The sequence below is a fragment of the Rhodoferax sp. BLA1 genome (assembly GCF_013416775.1).
GTDB lineage: Bacteria > Pseudomonadota > Gammaproteobacteria > Burkholderiales > Burkholderiaceae_C > Rhodoferax.
Window position 1 is genome coordinate 1,097,952 of the sequence record NZ_SZVI01000013.1, and the last position, 15,328, is coordinate 1,113,279.

Here is a 15,328-nt window from a genome sequence, read left to right on the forward strand (position 1 = left end):
ACAGTTGATTTTATAATTCCATCATGGCAGTCTGGGCTTTAGGCATCAATCACACGACCGCACCGCTCGATCTGCGCGGTCGGTTTGCGTTCGCCGTCGACCAAATCACCCCCACCTTACACGCTTTGCGCGGGGCGCTGAGCCGCCAGCCCGAGGCTGCCTTGATCTCCACCTGCAACCGCACCGAGATTTATTGCGCCTGTGAACAGCCGCAACTGCAGCACACTCTGGACTGGCTGGCCCACAGCGGAGGGGTGTCGCCCGAGGTGCTGCGCGCTCACTCCTACACCCTGACCGACGGCTTGGCCGCACGCCACGCCTTCCGTGTGGCCAGCGGGCTGGACTCGATGGTACTCGGTGAACCCCAGATTCTGGGCCAGATCAAGGACGCGGTGCGGGCCGCCGAGGCCGCTGGCTCGCTGGGCACGACGCTGAGCCAGATGTTCCAGCGCTCGTTTGCGGTGGCCAAAGAGGTGCGCACGTCAACCGAAATCGGCGCCCACTCCATCAGCATGGCCGCCGCTGCTGTGCGCCTGGCCAGCCAATTGTTTGAAAACCTCAACGAGGTCAAGGTGCTGTTTGTCGGTGCGGGCGAAATGATCGACCTGTGCGCCACCCACTTTGCCGCCAAAAACCCCAAAAGCATGGTGATCGCCAACCGCACGTTATCGCGCGGTGAAGAGTTGGCCTGCAAATTTGGCGCCGAGGTGATGTGCCTGGCCGACCTGCCAGACCGCCTGCATGAATTTGACGCGGTGGTGAGCTGCACCGCCAGCACCTTGCCTCTGATTGGCCTGGGCTCGGTCGAACGTGCTTTGAAAAAACGCCGCCGCCGCCCGATGTTCATGGTCGACCTGGCCGTGCCGCGCGACATCGAAATCGAGGTCAAGGAACTCGAAGATGTGTACCTCTACACCGTGGACGACCTGGCTGGTGTGGTGCAGACCGCCCAGGCCAACCGTCAGGCCGCCGTGGCACAGGCCGAAGCGATTGTGGACGCCGGGGTGCAGAGCTTTTTGCACTGGGTGGACCAGCGCAGCACCGTGCCACTGATCCAGGCACTCAACGCCCAGGCCGACGAGTGGCGTTACGCCGAGATGGCACGGGCCCGCAAGCTGCTGCTCAAGGGCGAAAATATCGACACCGTGCTCGAAGCCCTGTCCAAAGGCATCACGCAAAAAATGCTGCACGGCGCCATGGCCGAGTTGCGTGCCGGGGACTCCGCCGCACGGGATCGCGCCAGCGCAGCAGTCCACCACTTTTTCCTGCGCAAAGAGCGTTAGCTGCGCTGACCACCGCAGCCCGGGCGACGTTAACCGTTGCCACTAAGGGGCTGTTGACCCACGCTGCCTTGGCGGGCCTGATCCAACAACCCACAGCTTGGATGCCGCCCCACGGTCGGCAAAACAGTCCCCCTGTTCCAAACGCTGCCCCGACAATAAACCCATGAAACCTTTTCTGCGCCAACAACTCGCCCGTTATGCCGACCGCCTGGGTGAGCTTGAATTTCTGCTGTCACGCCAGGACATCATGAGCGACATGGCGCAGTTTTTGGTGCTCTCGCGTGAACACACCGACGTGGCTGCGGTGGCCAGCCGCTGGTTGCGTTACCAGCAGCGCGAGGCTGATCTGGCGGGTGCCCAGGAGATGCTCAAGGACGCGGCCGACGACGCCGAGATGCTGGCCATGGCGCAGGAAGAGATCGACGCGGCCAGCGCCGAGCTGGCACAGCTGGAAGCCGAGTTGCAACGCATGCTGCTGCCCAAGGACCCCGACGACGCCCGCCCGGCCTTTGTGGAAATCCGTGCTGGCACCGGTGGCGACGAATCTGCCCTGTTTGCCGCCGACCTGGCGCGTATGTACCTGCGTTATTGCGACCGCAAGGGCTGGAAACACGAGGTGATGAGTGAGTCCGCCAGCGAACTCGGCGGCTACAAAGAACTGGTGTTGCGCATCGAGGGTCCGGCTGGGGGAGGCCCCTCCGGTAGCGGTGTCTACGGCGCCCTCAAGTTCGAGTCTGGCGGCCACCGCGTGCAGCGTGTGCCGGTGACCGAAACCCAGGGTCGCATCCACACCAGCGCCGCCACCGTGGCGGTGATGGCCGAGCCCGACGAGGCCGAGGCGATCAAGATCAACCCGAGTGACCTGCGCATCGACACCTACCGCGCCAGCGGCGCCGGCGGCCAGCACATCAACAAAACCGACTCGGCAGTGCGCATCACCCACCTGCCGACCGGCATCGTCGCAGAATGCCAGGACGGCCGCAGCCAACACAGCAACAAGGCGCAAGCGCTCAAGGTGCTGACCGCACGCATCCAGGAAAAAGACCGCTCGGAACGCGCTGCTAAGGAATCTGCCGAGCGCAAAAGCCTGGTTGGCAGCGGCGACCGCAGCGACCGCATCCGCACTTACAACTTCCCGCAGGGCCGCCTGACCGACCACCGCATCAACCTGACGCTGTACAAATTGCTGACCATCATGGAAGGTGATCTGGACGATGTGGTCAACGCGCTGCAGGCCCATGAGGCCGCCGAACAACTGGCGGCGCTGGAACTCAATAGCTGACGCTTTATATGCAAAATTATGCTCTATCCCTTATACAACAAGGGCCAGCAGCTCCATAAAACATAGTACCCATGACACACACACCTGCCACCCTGGCGCAAGCGCTGATCGGGTTACAACAGCGTGGCCTGGAGCGGCTGGATGCCCAGTTGCTGCTGTTGCATGTGCTGGGCCAACCAGACAACCAGCGCGGCTGGTTGATGGCACACGACACCGATGTGCTGCCCTCCACCAAGCAGGCCGAACTGAACACCCTGGCCCAGCGCCGTCTGGCCGGGGAACCGCTGGCCTACCTGACCGGTTACAAGGCGTTTTACGGGCTGGAACTGCAGGTGAGCCCCGATGTGCTGGTGCCGCGCCCCGACACCGAGACCCTGGTCGACTGGGCGCTGGAGTTGCTGTCCGACACCACAGCACGTGTGCTGGACCTGGGCACCGGCAGCGGTGCGATTGCGCTGGCACTCAAAGCCACACAACCGCAAATGGATGTCTGGGCCACCGACATGAGTTCGAAAGCACTCGCCGTAGCGCAAACCAATGCACAACGCCTGCAACTGGAAGTGACGTTTAACCAAGGCCCGTGGTTGGCCGCTCTGCCCGCTGGCACGCCCCGGTTTGATGCCATTGTCTCGAACCCACCCTACATCGCCGACCAAGACCCCCACCTGACCGCCTTGGGCTTTGAGCCGATTCAGGCTTTGACCAGTGGCACCGATGGCCTGGACGACCTGCACCAGATCATTTGCACTGCCTCAGCCCACCTGCAACCCGGCGGCTGGCTGCTGCTGGAACATGGTTACGACCAGTCTGCCGCCGTGCGGCAACTGCTGACCCAAGAGGGTTTTGGCCAGGTCCAGTCGCGCTGTGACCTGGCGGGGATTGAGCGCTGCAGCGGCGGCCGGTTGGCACCCACTTGACTGTCAGCCTGCATCGCGGCGATACATCACCGAGCGGGTGAACACATCAGCCCCAAGGGGCCAAGCACCGAAGACTCAGGCCAGCCATCCCCATCCGGTGCGGACAAGCCCCCTCTAAAGCCTTCCAGCACAATCTTGCCGCGCGCCTTGCCACTCTCGATCAGCGCGTGGGCGCGGCGCAGATTCTCCGCAGTCACCAAACCAAAGTGGTCCGCCAGCGTGGTTTTGAGGGTGCCGGCGTCCACCAACTGGCTGACCCGTTCCAGAAGTTCGTGCTGGCGCACCATGTCGGGGGTCTTGAACAGCGGCCGGGTGAACATCAGCTCCCAGTGCAGCGAAATGGACTTGCGTTTGAGGGGCATCACATCCAGTTTGGCCGGATCATCGATCAGGGCCAGTTTGCCCTGCGGTTTCAAGGCCAAGATGATCTGATCGGCGTGCTGGTCGGTATGTGTCAGGCTGGCAACCAGATCAACTTCCTCGATGCCCAAGCGTTGGAGTTCGTTTAACAGCGGCAAGCTGTGGTCGATCACCCCATGTGCGCCCAGGCCCAGCAACCAGTCGCGGGTTTCTGGCCGTGATGCGGTGCCGATGACCCGCAATTGGGTGAGTTGCCGGGCCAGTTGCACCAGGATGGAGCCCACACCGCCGGCGGCGCCCACCACCAGCAGGGTTTGGCCCGCACCACCGCCCTCGGGCACACCCAGCCGGTCAAACAACATTTCCCAGGCGGTGATCGCGGTCAGGGGCAAAGCAGCGGCCTCGGCCTGGCTGATGGAGCGTGGTTTGTGGCCCACGATGCGTTCGTCCACCAGGTTGTACTCGGCATACGAGCCCGGGCGGTCAATCACACCGGCGTAAAAGACCTCGTCCCCTGGCTGGAACAAGCTGACATCGGCACCCACCGCCGCCACCGTGCCCACCGCATCCCAGCCCAGCACACGCGGCTCTGGCGTGGGGACGTTGCGGCGCAGCTTGGTGTCCACCGGATTGACGGCCACCGCGTGGATCTTGACCAACAGGTCACGCGGGCCGGGCTGGGGGACGGGTAAATCTGTCTCGAACAGGGCTTGTGGGTCGCTGATGGGCAAACCGTGCTGGTGATAAACAATCGCTTTCATTGGGGATTCCATGAGCTAGTGAACAAGCTGTCGACTGTCGCAGCAAAACGCCTGACAATAAAGCGCTTAGCCATTGGAACTGTTTCAACCAGCATTTGAAAATGATCGCCCTGCAAGACCTCCAATTCCTGGTACGTGCGGGTCGTGCCGCTAGCCTGTCAGAGGCGGCGAGGGCCACGGGCATCTCGCCAGCCGCAGGCAGCGCGCTGGTCAAGCGGCTGGAAACCGAGCTGGGCATCAAGCTGTTTGTGCGCTCTACCCGCAGCCTGCGCCCCAGTGCGCAGGCGCTGGCATTTCTGGCCGAGTGTGAGGAGGGTCTGGCGCGCATTGAACTGGCGCGCGAGAAACTGCTGGCCGGGCGCCAGGTGATGCGCGGGCGCATCCAGCTCTCGCTGCCTTCGGATCTGGGGCGCAACCAGGTGTTGACCTGGTTACATGCGTTTCGAGGACGTCATCCAGAGGTGAGCCTGGGGCTGCAGATCTCGGACCGGATCGCCGAGGTCTACCGCGAACAGGTCGATGTGGCATTGCGATATGGTGAACCCAAGGATTCAAGCCTGGTGGCGCTACCCATTGCACCGCACAACCAGCGCGTGTTGTGCGCCTCACCCGCCTATCTGGCGCAACACGGGCGCCCGCAGGAGCCCAAGGACCTCAAACAGCACAACTGCCTGAGTTTTATGCTGAGTGACCGCAACCACGACAACTGGCAATTTGTACGCGACCAGACCAGGGTCAGCGTGCGGGTGACTGGGGCGATCCAATGTGACGACGGCGACGCGGTCCGGCATCTGGCACGCATGGGCGCAGGTATCGCCTACAAATCGCGCCTGGATGTGCACCAGGACCTGAAACAGGGGACCCTGATCGCTTTGTGCGAGGACTGGCAGGGTGAACCTGCGCCGCTTTACATGGCCTGTCCCGACCGCAGCCAGTTGCGGCCATCGGTGTTGGCGCTGCGCAGCTTTTTGGTCGAGCAAATCAGCGCACTGGATTGAGTCAGCACACTGGCTGTTGAGCCCCCTGCGCAGGGCTGAAGCGTCGACCTGCTGCGCTGTTGGACAATGGGTGGCTGACGCAGCCTCGCTGCAAGACCTTTATCTGAACCACCACCATGCCAACCACCACCCCCGCCCTGCCAGCCGACGTCAATGACCGCCTGACCAATCTGGAAATCAAGGCCAGCTTTTCTGAGGACCTGCTCGACAAACTCGACCAGATCATCATTCGCCAGCAAGACCAGATTGACCGCCTGACACAAGAGCTGCAGTGGCTGCGCCAGCAAGCGCCAGCGGAAGGTGCGGCCGCGCCGCGCAGCCTGCGTGATGAGCTGCCGCCCCACTACTGAGTCACAGACCCCGCGCGCATCAGGGTTATCCGGCCTAGGCGCCGGGTTGAAAGTGAAATAATTGCGCCCATTCTTTTCCGAGGACACCACCCCATGAGCGACACCCAACAACGCATTGACGAACTGGTCAAGCAAAACGACATCCTGCTGTTCATGAAGGGCACAGCCAGCTTCCCCCAATGCGGTTTTTCAGGTCGCGCGATCCAAGTCCTCAAGGCCTGTGGTGTGGAACCCAAGGCCATCGCCACTGTCAACGTGCTTGAAGACGCCGAGATTCGCGAAGGCATCAAGGGTTACAGCAACTGGCCGACCATTCCGCAGCTCTACATCAAGGGCGAATTCATCGGCGGCTCCGACATCATGATGGAGATGTTCGAGAGCGGCGAATTGCAGACCTTGCTGGGCAAGCCCGCCTGAGCCAAGCGAGCTATCAGTATTCCCACAGACGCCGCGCACCGAGCACGGCGTCCGGGTAAGGCGCCCTGCCACGCGAGCCGTTGTAACGCCCCAGCGCCATAAACAGGTTACCGTTTTCGCGCTCCAGGTAGTGGCGCAGAATCACGCAGCCAAAACGCAGGTTGGTCTGCATGTGAAACAACTTGCCAGCGTCACCATCGGCCAGCAAACGGGTCCAAAACGGCATCACCTGCATGTAACCACGTGCACCCGCGCTGCTCACCGCAAATTTGCGGAAGTTGCTCTCCACCTGAATCAACCCCAGCACCAGCGCCACATCCAGCCCGGCGCGTTTGCTCTCGTACCAGACCGTTTGTAGAAATTCCTTGCGGCTCTCAAAATCAGTTTTTTTCTTCTTGAGCCGCTCACTCATCGCCCCCAACCAGCGCAGATAAACCAGGCGCGATTCGGTGTCTTGGAACTCGGGCACCGGTGGTGCGTGGTTATGGATGGCCGAACTCAGCGCGGTGCGCACCGAGTCCATCAGCGGCTCTTCAGCCTGGTTGCCGGCCCAGGACCGCTCTTGAAAAAATAGCAAACCAAGCCCAGTGCATAAGGGCCAGACACCTAAAACAGCCTGAACAAGCTGGCGCCGACCGGACAACACCGGGCGATCAGTACCCATCTGCATCACGACACCTGGCACCCAGCCGTTTGTCCAAGCGCCATGCAGAGCCCGTCACACCTTGAGCTTGGCCATCAGCAGCGCGGCAATCTCAGCCAGCGGCACAGCGGTAGCTGCGGCATCGCGACGGTGCTGATACTCCACGTTGCCTTCCTTGAGGGCGCGGTCACCGATATTCACGCGGTGCGGCACACCAATGAGTTCCCAATCTGCAAACATAGCACCTGGGCGTTCACCCCGGTCGTCCAGCAGCACGTCCACACCAGCTGCCAGCAATTCAGCGTAAAGCGACTCAGAGGCCGCCTTGACCTCAGGGGAACGGTCGGCGTTGATCGGACAGATCACCACCGTGAACGGTGCCAGGGCATCGGGCCAAATGATGCCGCGCTCGTCATGGTTCTGCTCGATGGCGGCTGCGGGCAGGCGCGTGATGCCGATGCCGTAACAACCCATCTCCATCAACTGCGGCTTGCCGTTCTGGTCCAGGAAAGTGGCTTTCATCGCCTGGCTGTATTTGGTGCCGAGGTAGAACACATGGCCGACCTCGATGCCGCGCTCAATCGCCAGCGGGCCTTGGCCATCCGGCGACGCGTCGCCAGCGACCACATTGCGCAGGTCAGCCACCATATCGGGCTCAGGCAGATCACGGCCCCAGTTCACACCGGTGATGTGGAAGTCGGGTTCGTTGGCACCACAGATCCAGTCGGCCATCACCGCCACCTCGCGGTCCACCACCAGCTTCACCGGTTGCAGCAGGCTCAAAGGCCCCAGGTAACCGGGCTTACAGCCAAAATGCGCTTCAATCTCGGGCACGGTGGCAAAACGGAAGGCCGACAGGCCCGGCAATTTACCGACCTTGACCTCATTCATATCGTGGTCACCCCGCAGCAGCAGCAGCCAGACCTGGGTCTTGAGCACTTCACCCTTGTCATTGAGGGTGTCGGTGGCCAGCACCAGGGATTTGACCGTGGTCTGCAGCGGCACACCGAGCAGCTCGGCCACATCGGCGCAGGTACTTTTGCCCGGTGTCGGTGTCTTGGTCAAAGCCTGCGAGGAGGCTGGACGCGGGCCAGCCGGTGCCAGCGCCTCGGCCTTTTCCATGTTGGCGGCGTAATCGCTGTTGGGGCAATACACGATGGCGTCTTCACCGGTGGCGGCAATCACCTGGAACTCTTCACTCAAGTCCCCACCGATGGCGCCACTGTCAGCGGCCACCGCGCGGTAAGTCAAGCCAAACCGGTCAAAAATGCGCCGGTAGGCCTGCGCCATGACCTGGTAACTGGCCTTGGCGGACACTTGGTCGCGGTCAAAGCTGTAGGCGTCTTTCATGATGAACTCGCGCCCACGCATCAGGCCAAAGCGCGGGCGGCGCTCGTCGCGGAACTTGGTCTGGATCTGGTAGAAGTTTTTGGGCAACTGTTTGTAGCTGCGGATTTCCTGGCGGGCGATGTCGGTGATGACCTCTTCGCTGGTCGGCTGCACCACAAAGTCATTGCCATGGCGGTCGGCAATCCGCAGCAACTCCGGCCCCATCTTCTCGAAACGACCGGTTTCCTGCCAGAGCTCGGCAGGCTGCACCACCGGCATCGACAGCTCCACCGCCCCTGCGCGGTTCATTTCTTCACGCACGATCGCTTCCACCTTGTGCACCACACGCAAGCCCATCGGCATCAGGGTGTAGATACCGGCGCCAAGCTTTTTGATCATGCCTGCGCGCATCATCAGCTTGTGGCTGACCACTTCGGCATCAGCCGGCGCTTCTTTGAGGGTGGAAATAAAGAATTGGGAAGCTTTCATGGGGACGATTCGCGATATGTCAGGGTAGCCACTCTTGATGCCAGGCAAACGCTGTGCATAATGGCCACAATTTTAAAATTTGGGGTTTGATTATGCTTGACCGAGACGGCTTTAGGCCGAACGTCGGCATCGTCCTGCTCAATCAGAAAAATCAGGTGTTTTGGGGGAAGCGTATCCGTACGCACTCCTGGCAGTTTCCGCAGGGGGGCATTGATCGGGGGGAAACTCCGGAGCAAGCCATGATTCGGGAACTGCACGAAGAAATCGGATTACAGCGCGAACACGTTCGCATTGTGGCCCGCACCCGTGACTGGTTGCGCTATGAGGTGCCAGACCGTTTTATCCGCCGCGATTCACGCGGCTTCTACAAGGGCCAAAAACAGATCTGGTTCCTGCTGCAATTGGTGGGGCACGACTGGGATTTGAACCTGCGTGCCACCGACCACCCGGAGTTTGATGCCTGGCGCTGGAACGACTACTGGGTTCCGCTGGACGCGGTGGTCGAGTTCAAACGCGAGGTGTATGTCACTGCTCTGACCGAGCTGGCGCGTTACCTGCCGCGCAGCGAGCACCGCAACCGTTTTTTACGCCAAGGCATCCGCCCGTCCATGTCGGAGTCGGTTGGTGAAGATTCGTGTCACGGCCCTTTGGACTTGCCACCGGATGCAAGCTGGGAACCCGATTCACAAACTGGAAATGAGCATGTTTGACAAAAATCGCGTCGCGCGCTGGTGCGCGCACGCACTGCTGGGGCTCTTGGCCCTGAGCCTGAGTACCCACCTGCAAGCCCAGGTCGCACCAGATGACCCTGAGTGGAAAGAGCTTGACGCACCGCCCCCACCTGCATTCAGCACGGACAAACTGCTGCCGCTGGATATGCCCTCTTATGTTTCGGTGAAGTTTGGCATCGACCCGACCACACTGAGCATCGGGGTGGACGGGATCGTGCGTTATGTGGTGGTGACACGCAATACCAGCGGCACGGTCAATGCCATGTTTGAGGGCATCCGCTGCGGCACCGGCGAAGTCAAAACCTACGGGCGTGCCAATGACAAGGGGGTGTGGTCGACCGTGGCCGAGCCCACGTGGCGTGTTTTTACCGACAACCTGCCGTCCAAACACGCCTGGATTTTCGCCCGTCAGGCCGCCTGTGATGGCCGGGCCACCGCCGCCAGCAACACGGCGGAGATCATCAAAGCGCTGAAAAAATAGCGTAACGGCGGCGGGTGCCGTCTTTCTGGCGGTGCACGCAGTCTGTACAAACACAGCACGGCGGATGGCGCCGTGCCATGGATGTCAGGGGCGACTCAGCACCATGTTGTCGCGGTGCACCATCTCCGGCTCGGCCGAATAACCGAGCAGTTTCTCAAACTGACTGGACGGCTTGCGGCAGATCAGCCGGGCCTCGGCGCTGGCGTAATTGGCCAGGCCACGCGCCACCTCCAGACCATCTTCGGCACGGATGGCAATCACATCACCACGCGAAAAATCACCGTCCACCGCGGTCATGCCAATCGGCAGCAGGCTGGAGCCGTCGCTGCGCAACTTGTGCACCGCCCCAGCGTCCACGGTGACCGAGCCTTTGAGCTGCAGATGGTCGGCAATCCACTGTTTGCGTGCCTGGGTTTTTTGGGTCGGCGCAATCAGCAGGGTGCCAATCGATTCGCCCTGACACAGACGCAACAAGGCGTCGGACTCTCGACCCCAGGCAATCACGGTGGAAGCACCTGAGCCCGCCGCCCGTTTGGCCGCCAAGATTTTGGTGATCATGCCGCCACGCCCCAGGCTGGAGCCCGCGCCACCGGCCATGGCTTCGAGCGCCGGGTCGCCCGCTTGCGCCACATGCACAAACTTCGCGGCCGGGTCTTTGCGGGGGTCAGCGGTGTAGAGGCCTTTTTGGTCGGTGAGAATCACCAATGCATCGGCTTCCACCAGGTTGGCCACCAGCGCACCCAAGGTGTCGTTGTCACCAAACTTGATTTCGTCGTTGACCACCGTGTCGTTTTCGTTGATGACCGGCAACACACCGAGCTTGAGCAAGGTCAGCAAGGTGGAGCGCGCATTCAGATAACGCTCGCGGTCAGCCAGATCTGCGTGGGTCAGCAGCACCTGGGCGCTGCCCAGGCCGTTTTCACGCAACTTGGTTTCGTACATCTGCGCCAGGCCCATCTGGCCAACGGCGGCAGCGGCCTGCAACTCGTGAATTTCATGCGGGCGGGTGGTCCAGCCCAGGCGCTTCATGCCTTCGGCAATGGCACCGCTGGAGACCATGATGACTTCGCGGCCCTGACGCACCAGCAAAGACATCTGGCGGCACCACTCACCAATGGCGGCTTCGTCCAGGCCTCGGCCTTCGTTGGTGACCAGACTGGAGCCCACCTTGACCACCACTCGGCGCGCGTCACCCAGGATGCTGGCATCAAAATCTTCAAGCATTTTCAGGCTCCAGCCCTTATTAAATCAGGGCAAGTAGCTATATGAACAATAGCAGTTAAATCGGATCCACGTCAGCGGCAAAACGCGGGTCAATCACCTCGGGGGCTGACTCGATTTTTTGCTGGGCGCTGATGTGCTGGTACACCGCCTTGATCAGCGGCTCACAGCCTTCGCGGGTCAGCGCCGAAATCTCAAACACCGGCCCTTTGTATTTGAAACGTTTGACAAAGTCTTTGACCAACGCGGCGCGCTCTTCGAGCGGCACCATGTCGAGCTTGTTGAGCACCAGCCAACGTGGTTTGTCGAACAGCTTTTTGTCGTATTTTTTCAGCTCATTGACAATCGCCTTGGCCTGCGCCACGGTGTCGATGGCATCGTCAAACGGCGCCATGTCGACCACATGTAACAACAAGCGGGTGCGCTGCAGATGGCGCAAGAACAGATGGCCCAGGCCCGCACCTTCCGAGGCGCCTTCAATCAGACCCGGCAAATCCGCCACCACAAAACTCTGTTCCGGCCCGACCCGCACCACACCCAGGTTCGGATGCAAGGTGGTGAACGGGTAATCGGCAATCCGTGGCCGCGCGTTGGACACCGCAGTGATCAGCGTCGACTTGCCCGCATTGGGCATGCCCAGCAGACCGACATCGGCCAAGACCTTGAGTTCGAGCTTGAGGTTGCGCTTCTCACCGGGCCAGCCCGGTGTTTTCTGACGCGGTGCGCGGTTGATGGCGCTCTTGTAACGCAGGTTGCCAAACCCACCGTCGCCGCCTTTGGCGATGGTGATCACCTCACCCGGTTTGAGCAGCTCAAACAAGACCTCGCCGGTTTCGGCGTCGGTGATGATGGTGCCCACCGGCATCTTCAGGGTGATGTCGTCCCCGGCGGCGCCAAACATGTCGGAGCCCATGCCGTGTTGGCCGCGTTGTGCGTCATAACGACGCGAAAAACGGAAATCGACCAGGGTGTTGAGGTTTTCGTCGGCCACCGCAAACACATGGCCGCCGCGCCCGCCATCGCCGCCATTGGGGCCGCCAAATTCTTTGTACTTTTCATGCCGAAAAGAGACGCAGCCTGCGCCACCGTCTCCAGCAGAGACATCAATGTAGGCTTCGTCAACAAATTTCATGATGGGGGCTTTATAAACGAAAAACCCCGCGCCGCGCGCAGGGTTTTGTGGGGACTGCCAGCTGATTAAGCTGCCGCTGTCACGCTCACGGTACGCCGATTCAGCGCACCTTTGGTCTCGAACAAGACATTGCCTTCAACCAACGCAAACAGCGTGTGGTCTTTGCCGATGCCGACATTGACGCCGGGGTGGAACTGGGTACCACGTTGGCGCACGATGATCGCGCCAGCGCTGATCAACTCACCACCATAGGACTTCACACCGAGCATCTTGGGCTTGGAATCGCGCCCGTTTCGCGTTGAGCCGCCGCCTTTTTTGTGTGCCATGACTCTTGCTCCTTATGCAGAAATCGCGCCGATCAACAGTTCGGTGAACTGTTGGCGATGCCCTTGACGCTTTTGATAGTGCTTACGACGGCGCATCTTGAAGATGGTGACCTTGTCGTGTTTACCATGTGCCAACACTGTGACACTGACTGTGGCGCCGGACACCAAGGGCGTGCCAACCTTCAACTCTGCGCCGCTACCGACTGCCAGAACCTGGTCAAACACAATCTCTTGGCCAACGTCCGCAGCAATCTGTTCTACTTTAATTTTTTCGCCAGCAGCAACTCTGTATTGTTTGCCACCGGTTTTTATGACCGCGTACATATGAACCTCTTTGTATAGATCTTCACGAACGGATTTTCGCGAAGCCCGGCATTATGCCATAAGCCCGTAATTTTGGCTTGTGGGGCTTTTGCAGCAAGTGGTTGACGCTGTCACGCCGGCTTGACATAACGCACTGGTTTGGCTCGATGAGCTTTCTATAATCTGTGCACATTACCGAGCAAACTGTCTTGCAAGCCACCAACACCCCCTCCTCCTCTTTGTTATCGGTCATCGCGCCTGACATGCGTGAGGTCGATCTGGTCATCAAGCAACACCTGGACTCGGATGTTCCGCTGGTCGGGCAAGTCTCACGCTACATCATCTCCGCAGGCGGCAAACGGCTACGCCCGGCCTTGCTGTTGCTGATGTGTGGCGCCTTGGGTTTCAAGGGAGCACAGCGCTTCAGCCTGTCGGCGGTCGTGGAATTCATTCACACCGCCACTTTGTTACACGATGACGTGGTCGACGAGTCGGCACTGCGCCGTGGCAATGCCACCGCCAACGTCACTTTTGGCAACCCCGCCAGCGTGCTGGTCGGCGACTTTTTGTACTCACGTGCCTTCCAGATGATGGTTGACGTGGGCAGCATGCCTGTCATGAGTGTGTTGTCAGAGGCCACCGTCGTGATCTCCGAGGGTGAAGTGCTGCAATTGATGAACATGCACAACGCCGAACTCGACGAAGAGGGTTACCTGCAGGTGATCCGCTCCAAGACGGCCAAACTGTTTGAGGCCAGCGCCCGTGTTGGCGCCATCCTGTCTGGCGCCACGCCTGAGATGGAAGCCGCCTGCGCGTTGTACGGGCAGGCGCTGGGCACCGCGTTCCAGGTGATCGACGACGTGCTCGATTACACCGGTGACGCCGCCGTGATGGGCAAGAACCTGGGCGACGACCTGCGCGAAGGCAAAGCCACCTTGCCACTGATTGCAGCCATGCAGCGCGGCAGTCCCGAGCAGCGCGCGGTGGTCAAGCTGGCCATCGAAAACGGCGACGTCTCTGCCATCGACCAGGTGGTGAGCATCGTCAAGGCCACCGGTGCGCTGGAGGTGGCGCGCAAAGCCGCGAGCGACGAGGCCGCCCGCGCCGTTGCCGCCGCCGAACAATTGCCCGATGGCCCACACAAAACGTGTTTGCTACAATTAGCGGCTCAGCTGTTGGACAGGCAGTCTTAAGCCACCCAGCAAGCAGAATTTCGGAATGTAGCGCAGCCTGGTAGCGCACTTCGTTCGGGACGAAGGGGTCGGAGGTTCGAATCCTCTCATTCCGACCAATCACTCAAACGGGTTGACTCTAGATACGAGTCAACCCGTTTTTTTTGACTCACAACAGCGTCTCATCCTGTGTCAGGGCCTCCACCTATGCCTCGGACTGGTCGAACAAAAACTCTGATTTTTATAGCTGCTTGCGCTTTGATGACAAGGGCTCCGGCCGTTTTTTCGCAATCAAACACGGCAACCACCCCCACCTCGATGGTGACGCCACACCCACTGGCACCGTTTGCAGCGGAGTCTTCGTCCGGCCTGAACCCGGCCTGGCGTCTCAGCGGTTTACCCGGCAACCGGGTGGCGTTAACCCAGTTTGAGCCGGGCCTGGTGCAGGGCGAGTCGGCGCTTCGGATCAGCACCCAGCAGTCTTACGGCGTGCTCACCCACAGCTGGCGTGGCGCAGCACCGGCCGAGCTGGCCTGGCGCTGGCAACTGGCACAGGGTCTGGCGCAGGCCGATATCCGCGCCAGAAACGCAGACGATGCCGCGCTGAAGGTGTGCGTGATGTTTGACCAGCCACTGCACGACATTCCCTTTGTTCAGCGTGTGAGCCTGTCACTGGCACGCGCCGCTTCCGGGCAGGCCCTGCCCAGCGCCACGCTGTGTTACCTGTGGGACAGCCGCTACCCAGCGGGCACACGCGGCGCCAACCCCTACAGCGCCCGGGTGCGTTACATCGTGCTCAACGGTGTCGAGACCACACCGGGGCAGTGGGTGGACCAACGCAGGCGCCTGGCTGACGACTTTGCCAGCCTGTTTGGTGATGAGAGTGCGGTGATGCCGCCGGTGATGGCGATAGCGGTTGGTGCCGACAGTGACAACAGCGGTGGCACCAGCCTGGCCTATCTGGCCCGGCTACGCTGGGAGGACTGACTATTTTTATGCCAAATTGGGCTATGTCTGAATTAACTGTTGCGATGAATATCGTCCCAGCGCTTCCTGCAGACAAACGCCAGGAGAGATGCTTTGGTGATAGCGCTCAAGCATACGCCGCCAGCCCAGGTAGTTTTCCAGGTACT

17 protein-coding genes, 1 tRNA gene and 1 pseudogene are annotated in these 15,328 nt (G+C 60.8%); 11 read left to right on the forward strand and 8 right to left on the reverse strand.

Annotation, left to right across the window (positions count from 1 at the left end; genetic code table 11):
- Positions 1-23 precede the first annotated feature (23 nt).
- The 3 genes from hemA to prmC all read left to right on the forward strand — a co-directional run bounded on the left by hemA (position 24) and on the right by prmC (position 3,482).
- On the forward strand, positions 24-1,283 hold the full coding sequence (gene hemA / locus FDG13_RS20585) for a glutamyl-tRNA reductase (protein ID WP_180132510.1): 1,260 nt from the start codon (positions 24-26) through the stop codon (positions 1,281-1,283).
- Positions 1,284-1,446: 163 nt separating this feature from the next.
- Complete coding sequence (gene prfA, locus FDG13_RS20590; RefSeq protein ID WP_180132511.1) at positions 1,447-2,565, forward strand: peptide chain release factor 1; 1,119 nt, start codon at positions 1,447-1,449, stop codon at positions 2,563-2,565.
- Positions 2,566-2,636: 71 nt separating this feature from the next.
- The gene (prmC, locus tag FDG13_RS20595; protein ID WP_180132512.1) at positions 2,637-3,482 is read left to right on the forward strand and encodes a peptide chain release factor N(5)-glutamine methyltransferase; all 846 of its coding nucleotides are present in this window, start codon (positions 2,637-2,639) and stop codon (positions 3,480-3,482) included.
- 26 nt (positions 3,483-3,508) lie between these two features.
- Here prmC and FDG13_RS20600 read toward each other — a convergent pair whose 3' ends face one another.
- Positions 3,509-4,603, reverse strand: a complete 1,095-nt coding sequence (locus FDG13_RS20600; protein ID WP_180132513.1) for a zinc-binding alcohol dehydrogenase family protein — start codon at positions 4,601-4,603, stop codon at positions 3,509-3,511.
- Between the two features lie 101 nt (positions 4,604-4,704).
- Between FDG13_RS20600 and FDG13_RS20605 the strand changes: the two genes are divergently transcribed.
- From FDG13_RS20605 to grxD, 3 genes are all read left to right on the forward strand, one after another.
- A complete protein-coding gene (locus FDG13_RS20605) occupies positions 4,705-5,601 on the forward strand; it encodes a LysR family transcriptional regulator (RefSeq protein ID WP_180132514.1) in 897 nt (298 codons plus the stop codon).
- A 116-nt stretch (positions 5,602-5,717) separates the two neighbouring features.
- On the forward strand, positions 5,718-5,951 hold the full coding sequence (locus FDG13_RS20610) for a SlyX family protein (protein WP_180132515.1): 234 nt from the start codon (positions 5,718-5,720) through the stop codon (positions 5,949-5,951).
- 93 nt (positions 5,952-6,044) lie between these two features.
- Positions 6,045-6,368 (forward strand): Grx4 family monothiol glutaredoxin, encoded by a 324-nt coding sequence (gene grxD / locus FDG13_RS20615; RefSeq protein ID WP_180132516.1) that lies wholly within the window; start codon positions 6,045-6,047, stop codon positions 6,366-6,368.
- Positions 6,369-6,381: 13 nt separating this feature from the next.
- Here the strand turns inward: grxD and FDG13_RS20620 are convergent, their stop codons facing one another.
- The gene (locus FDG13_RS20620; RefSeq protein WP_255435384.1) at positions 6,382-6,891 is read right to left on the reverse strand and encodes a lytic transglycosylase domain-containing protein; all 510 of its coding nucleotides are present in this window, start codon (positions 6,889-6,891) and stop codon (positions 6,382-6,384) included.
- 195 nt (positions 6,892-7,086) lie between these two features.
- Positions 7,087-8,829, reverse strand: coding sequence for a proline--tRNA ligase (locus tag FDG13_RS20625; protein ID WP_180132517.1), 1,743 nt, complete (start codon positions 8,827-8,829; stop codon positions 7,087-7,089).
- A 92-nt stretch (positions 8,830-8,921) separates the two neighbouring features.
- On the opposite strand from FDG13_RS20625, the gene FDG13_RS20630 reads away from it, so the two are divergent.
- Complete coding sequence (locus FDG13_RS20630) at positions 8,922-9,539, forward strand: RNA pyrophosphohydrolase (protein ID WP_180132518.1); 618 nt, start codon at positions 8,922-8,924, stop codon at positions 9,537-9,539.
- Entirely contained in the window at positions 9,532-10,041 is a 510-nt protein-coding gene (locus FDG13_RS20635; protein WP_255435345.1) for a CNP1-like family protein, read from the forward strand. The genes FDG13_RS20630 and FDG13_RS20635 overlap by 8 nt, the downstream gene beginning before the upstream one ends.
- Positions 10,042-10,125: 84 nt before the next feature.
- Here the strand turns inward: FDG13_RS20635 and proB are convergent, their stop codons facing one another.
- The 4 genes from proB to rplU form a co-directional block, all read right to left on the reverse strand.
- On the reverse strand, positions 10,126-11,265 hold the full coding sequence (gene proB / locus FDG13_RS20640; RefSeq protein WP_180132520.1) for a glutamate 5-kinase: 1,140 nt from the start codon (positions 11,263-11,265) through the stop codon (positions 10,126-10,128).
- A gap of 55 nt (positions 11,266-11,320) precedes the next feature.
- Positions 11,321-12,394, reverse strand: coding sequence for an Obg family GTPase CgtA (gene cgtA / locus FDG13_RS20645; protein WP_180132521.1), 1,074 nt, complete (start codon positions 12,392-12,394; stop codon positions 11,321-11,323).
- A gap of 65 nt (positions 12,395-12,459) precedes the next feature.
- On the reverse strand, positions 12,460-12,720 hold the full coding sequence (gene rpmA / locus FDG13_RS20650; RefSeq protein ID WP_078364122.1) for a 50S ribosomal protein L27: 261 nt from the start codon (positions 12,718-12,720) through the stop codon (positions 12,460-12,462).
- A 12-nt stretch (positions 12,721-12,732) separates the two neighbouring features.
- Positions 12,733-13,044 (reverse strand): 50S ribosomal protein L21, encoded by a 312-nt coding sequence (gene rplU, locus FDG13_RS20655; RefSeq protein ID WP_078364123.1) that lies wholly within the window; start codon positions 13,042-13,044, stop codon positions 12,733-12,735.
- A gap of 242 nt (positions 13,045-13,286) precedes the next feature.
- On the opposite strand from rplU, the gene FDG13_RS20660 reads away from it, so the two are divergent.
- The 3 genes from FDG13_RS20660 to FDG13_RS20670 all read left to right on the forward strand — a co-directional run bounded on the left by FDG13_RS20660 (position 13,287) and on the right by FDG13_RS20670 (position 15,182).
- Entirely contained in the window at positions 13,287-14,216 is a 930-nt protein-coding gene (locus FDG13_RS20660) for a polyprenyl synthetase family protein (RefSeq protein ID WP_180132607.1), read from the forward strand.
- Positions 14,217-14,237: 21 nt separating this feature from the next.
- Positions 14,238-14,314: transfer RNA gene (locus FDG13_RS20665), tRNA-Pro, on the forward strand.
- Positions 14,315-14,513: 199 nt separating this feature from the next.
- Positions 14,514-15,182: a DUF3047 domain-containing protein gene (locus FDG13_RS20670; protein ID WP_180132522.1), complete on the forward strand. Its 669-nt coding sequence runs from the start codon at positions 14,514-14,516 to the stop codon at positions 15,180-15,182.
- A gap of 21 nt (positions 15,183-15,203) precedes the next feature.
- Here the strand turns inward: FDG13_RS20670 and FDG13_RS20675 are convergent.
- A pseudogene (locus FDG13_RS20675) lies at positions 15,204-15,328 on the reverse strand (IS1595 family transposase); the annotation flags it as partial.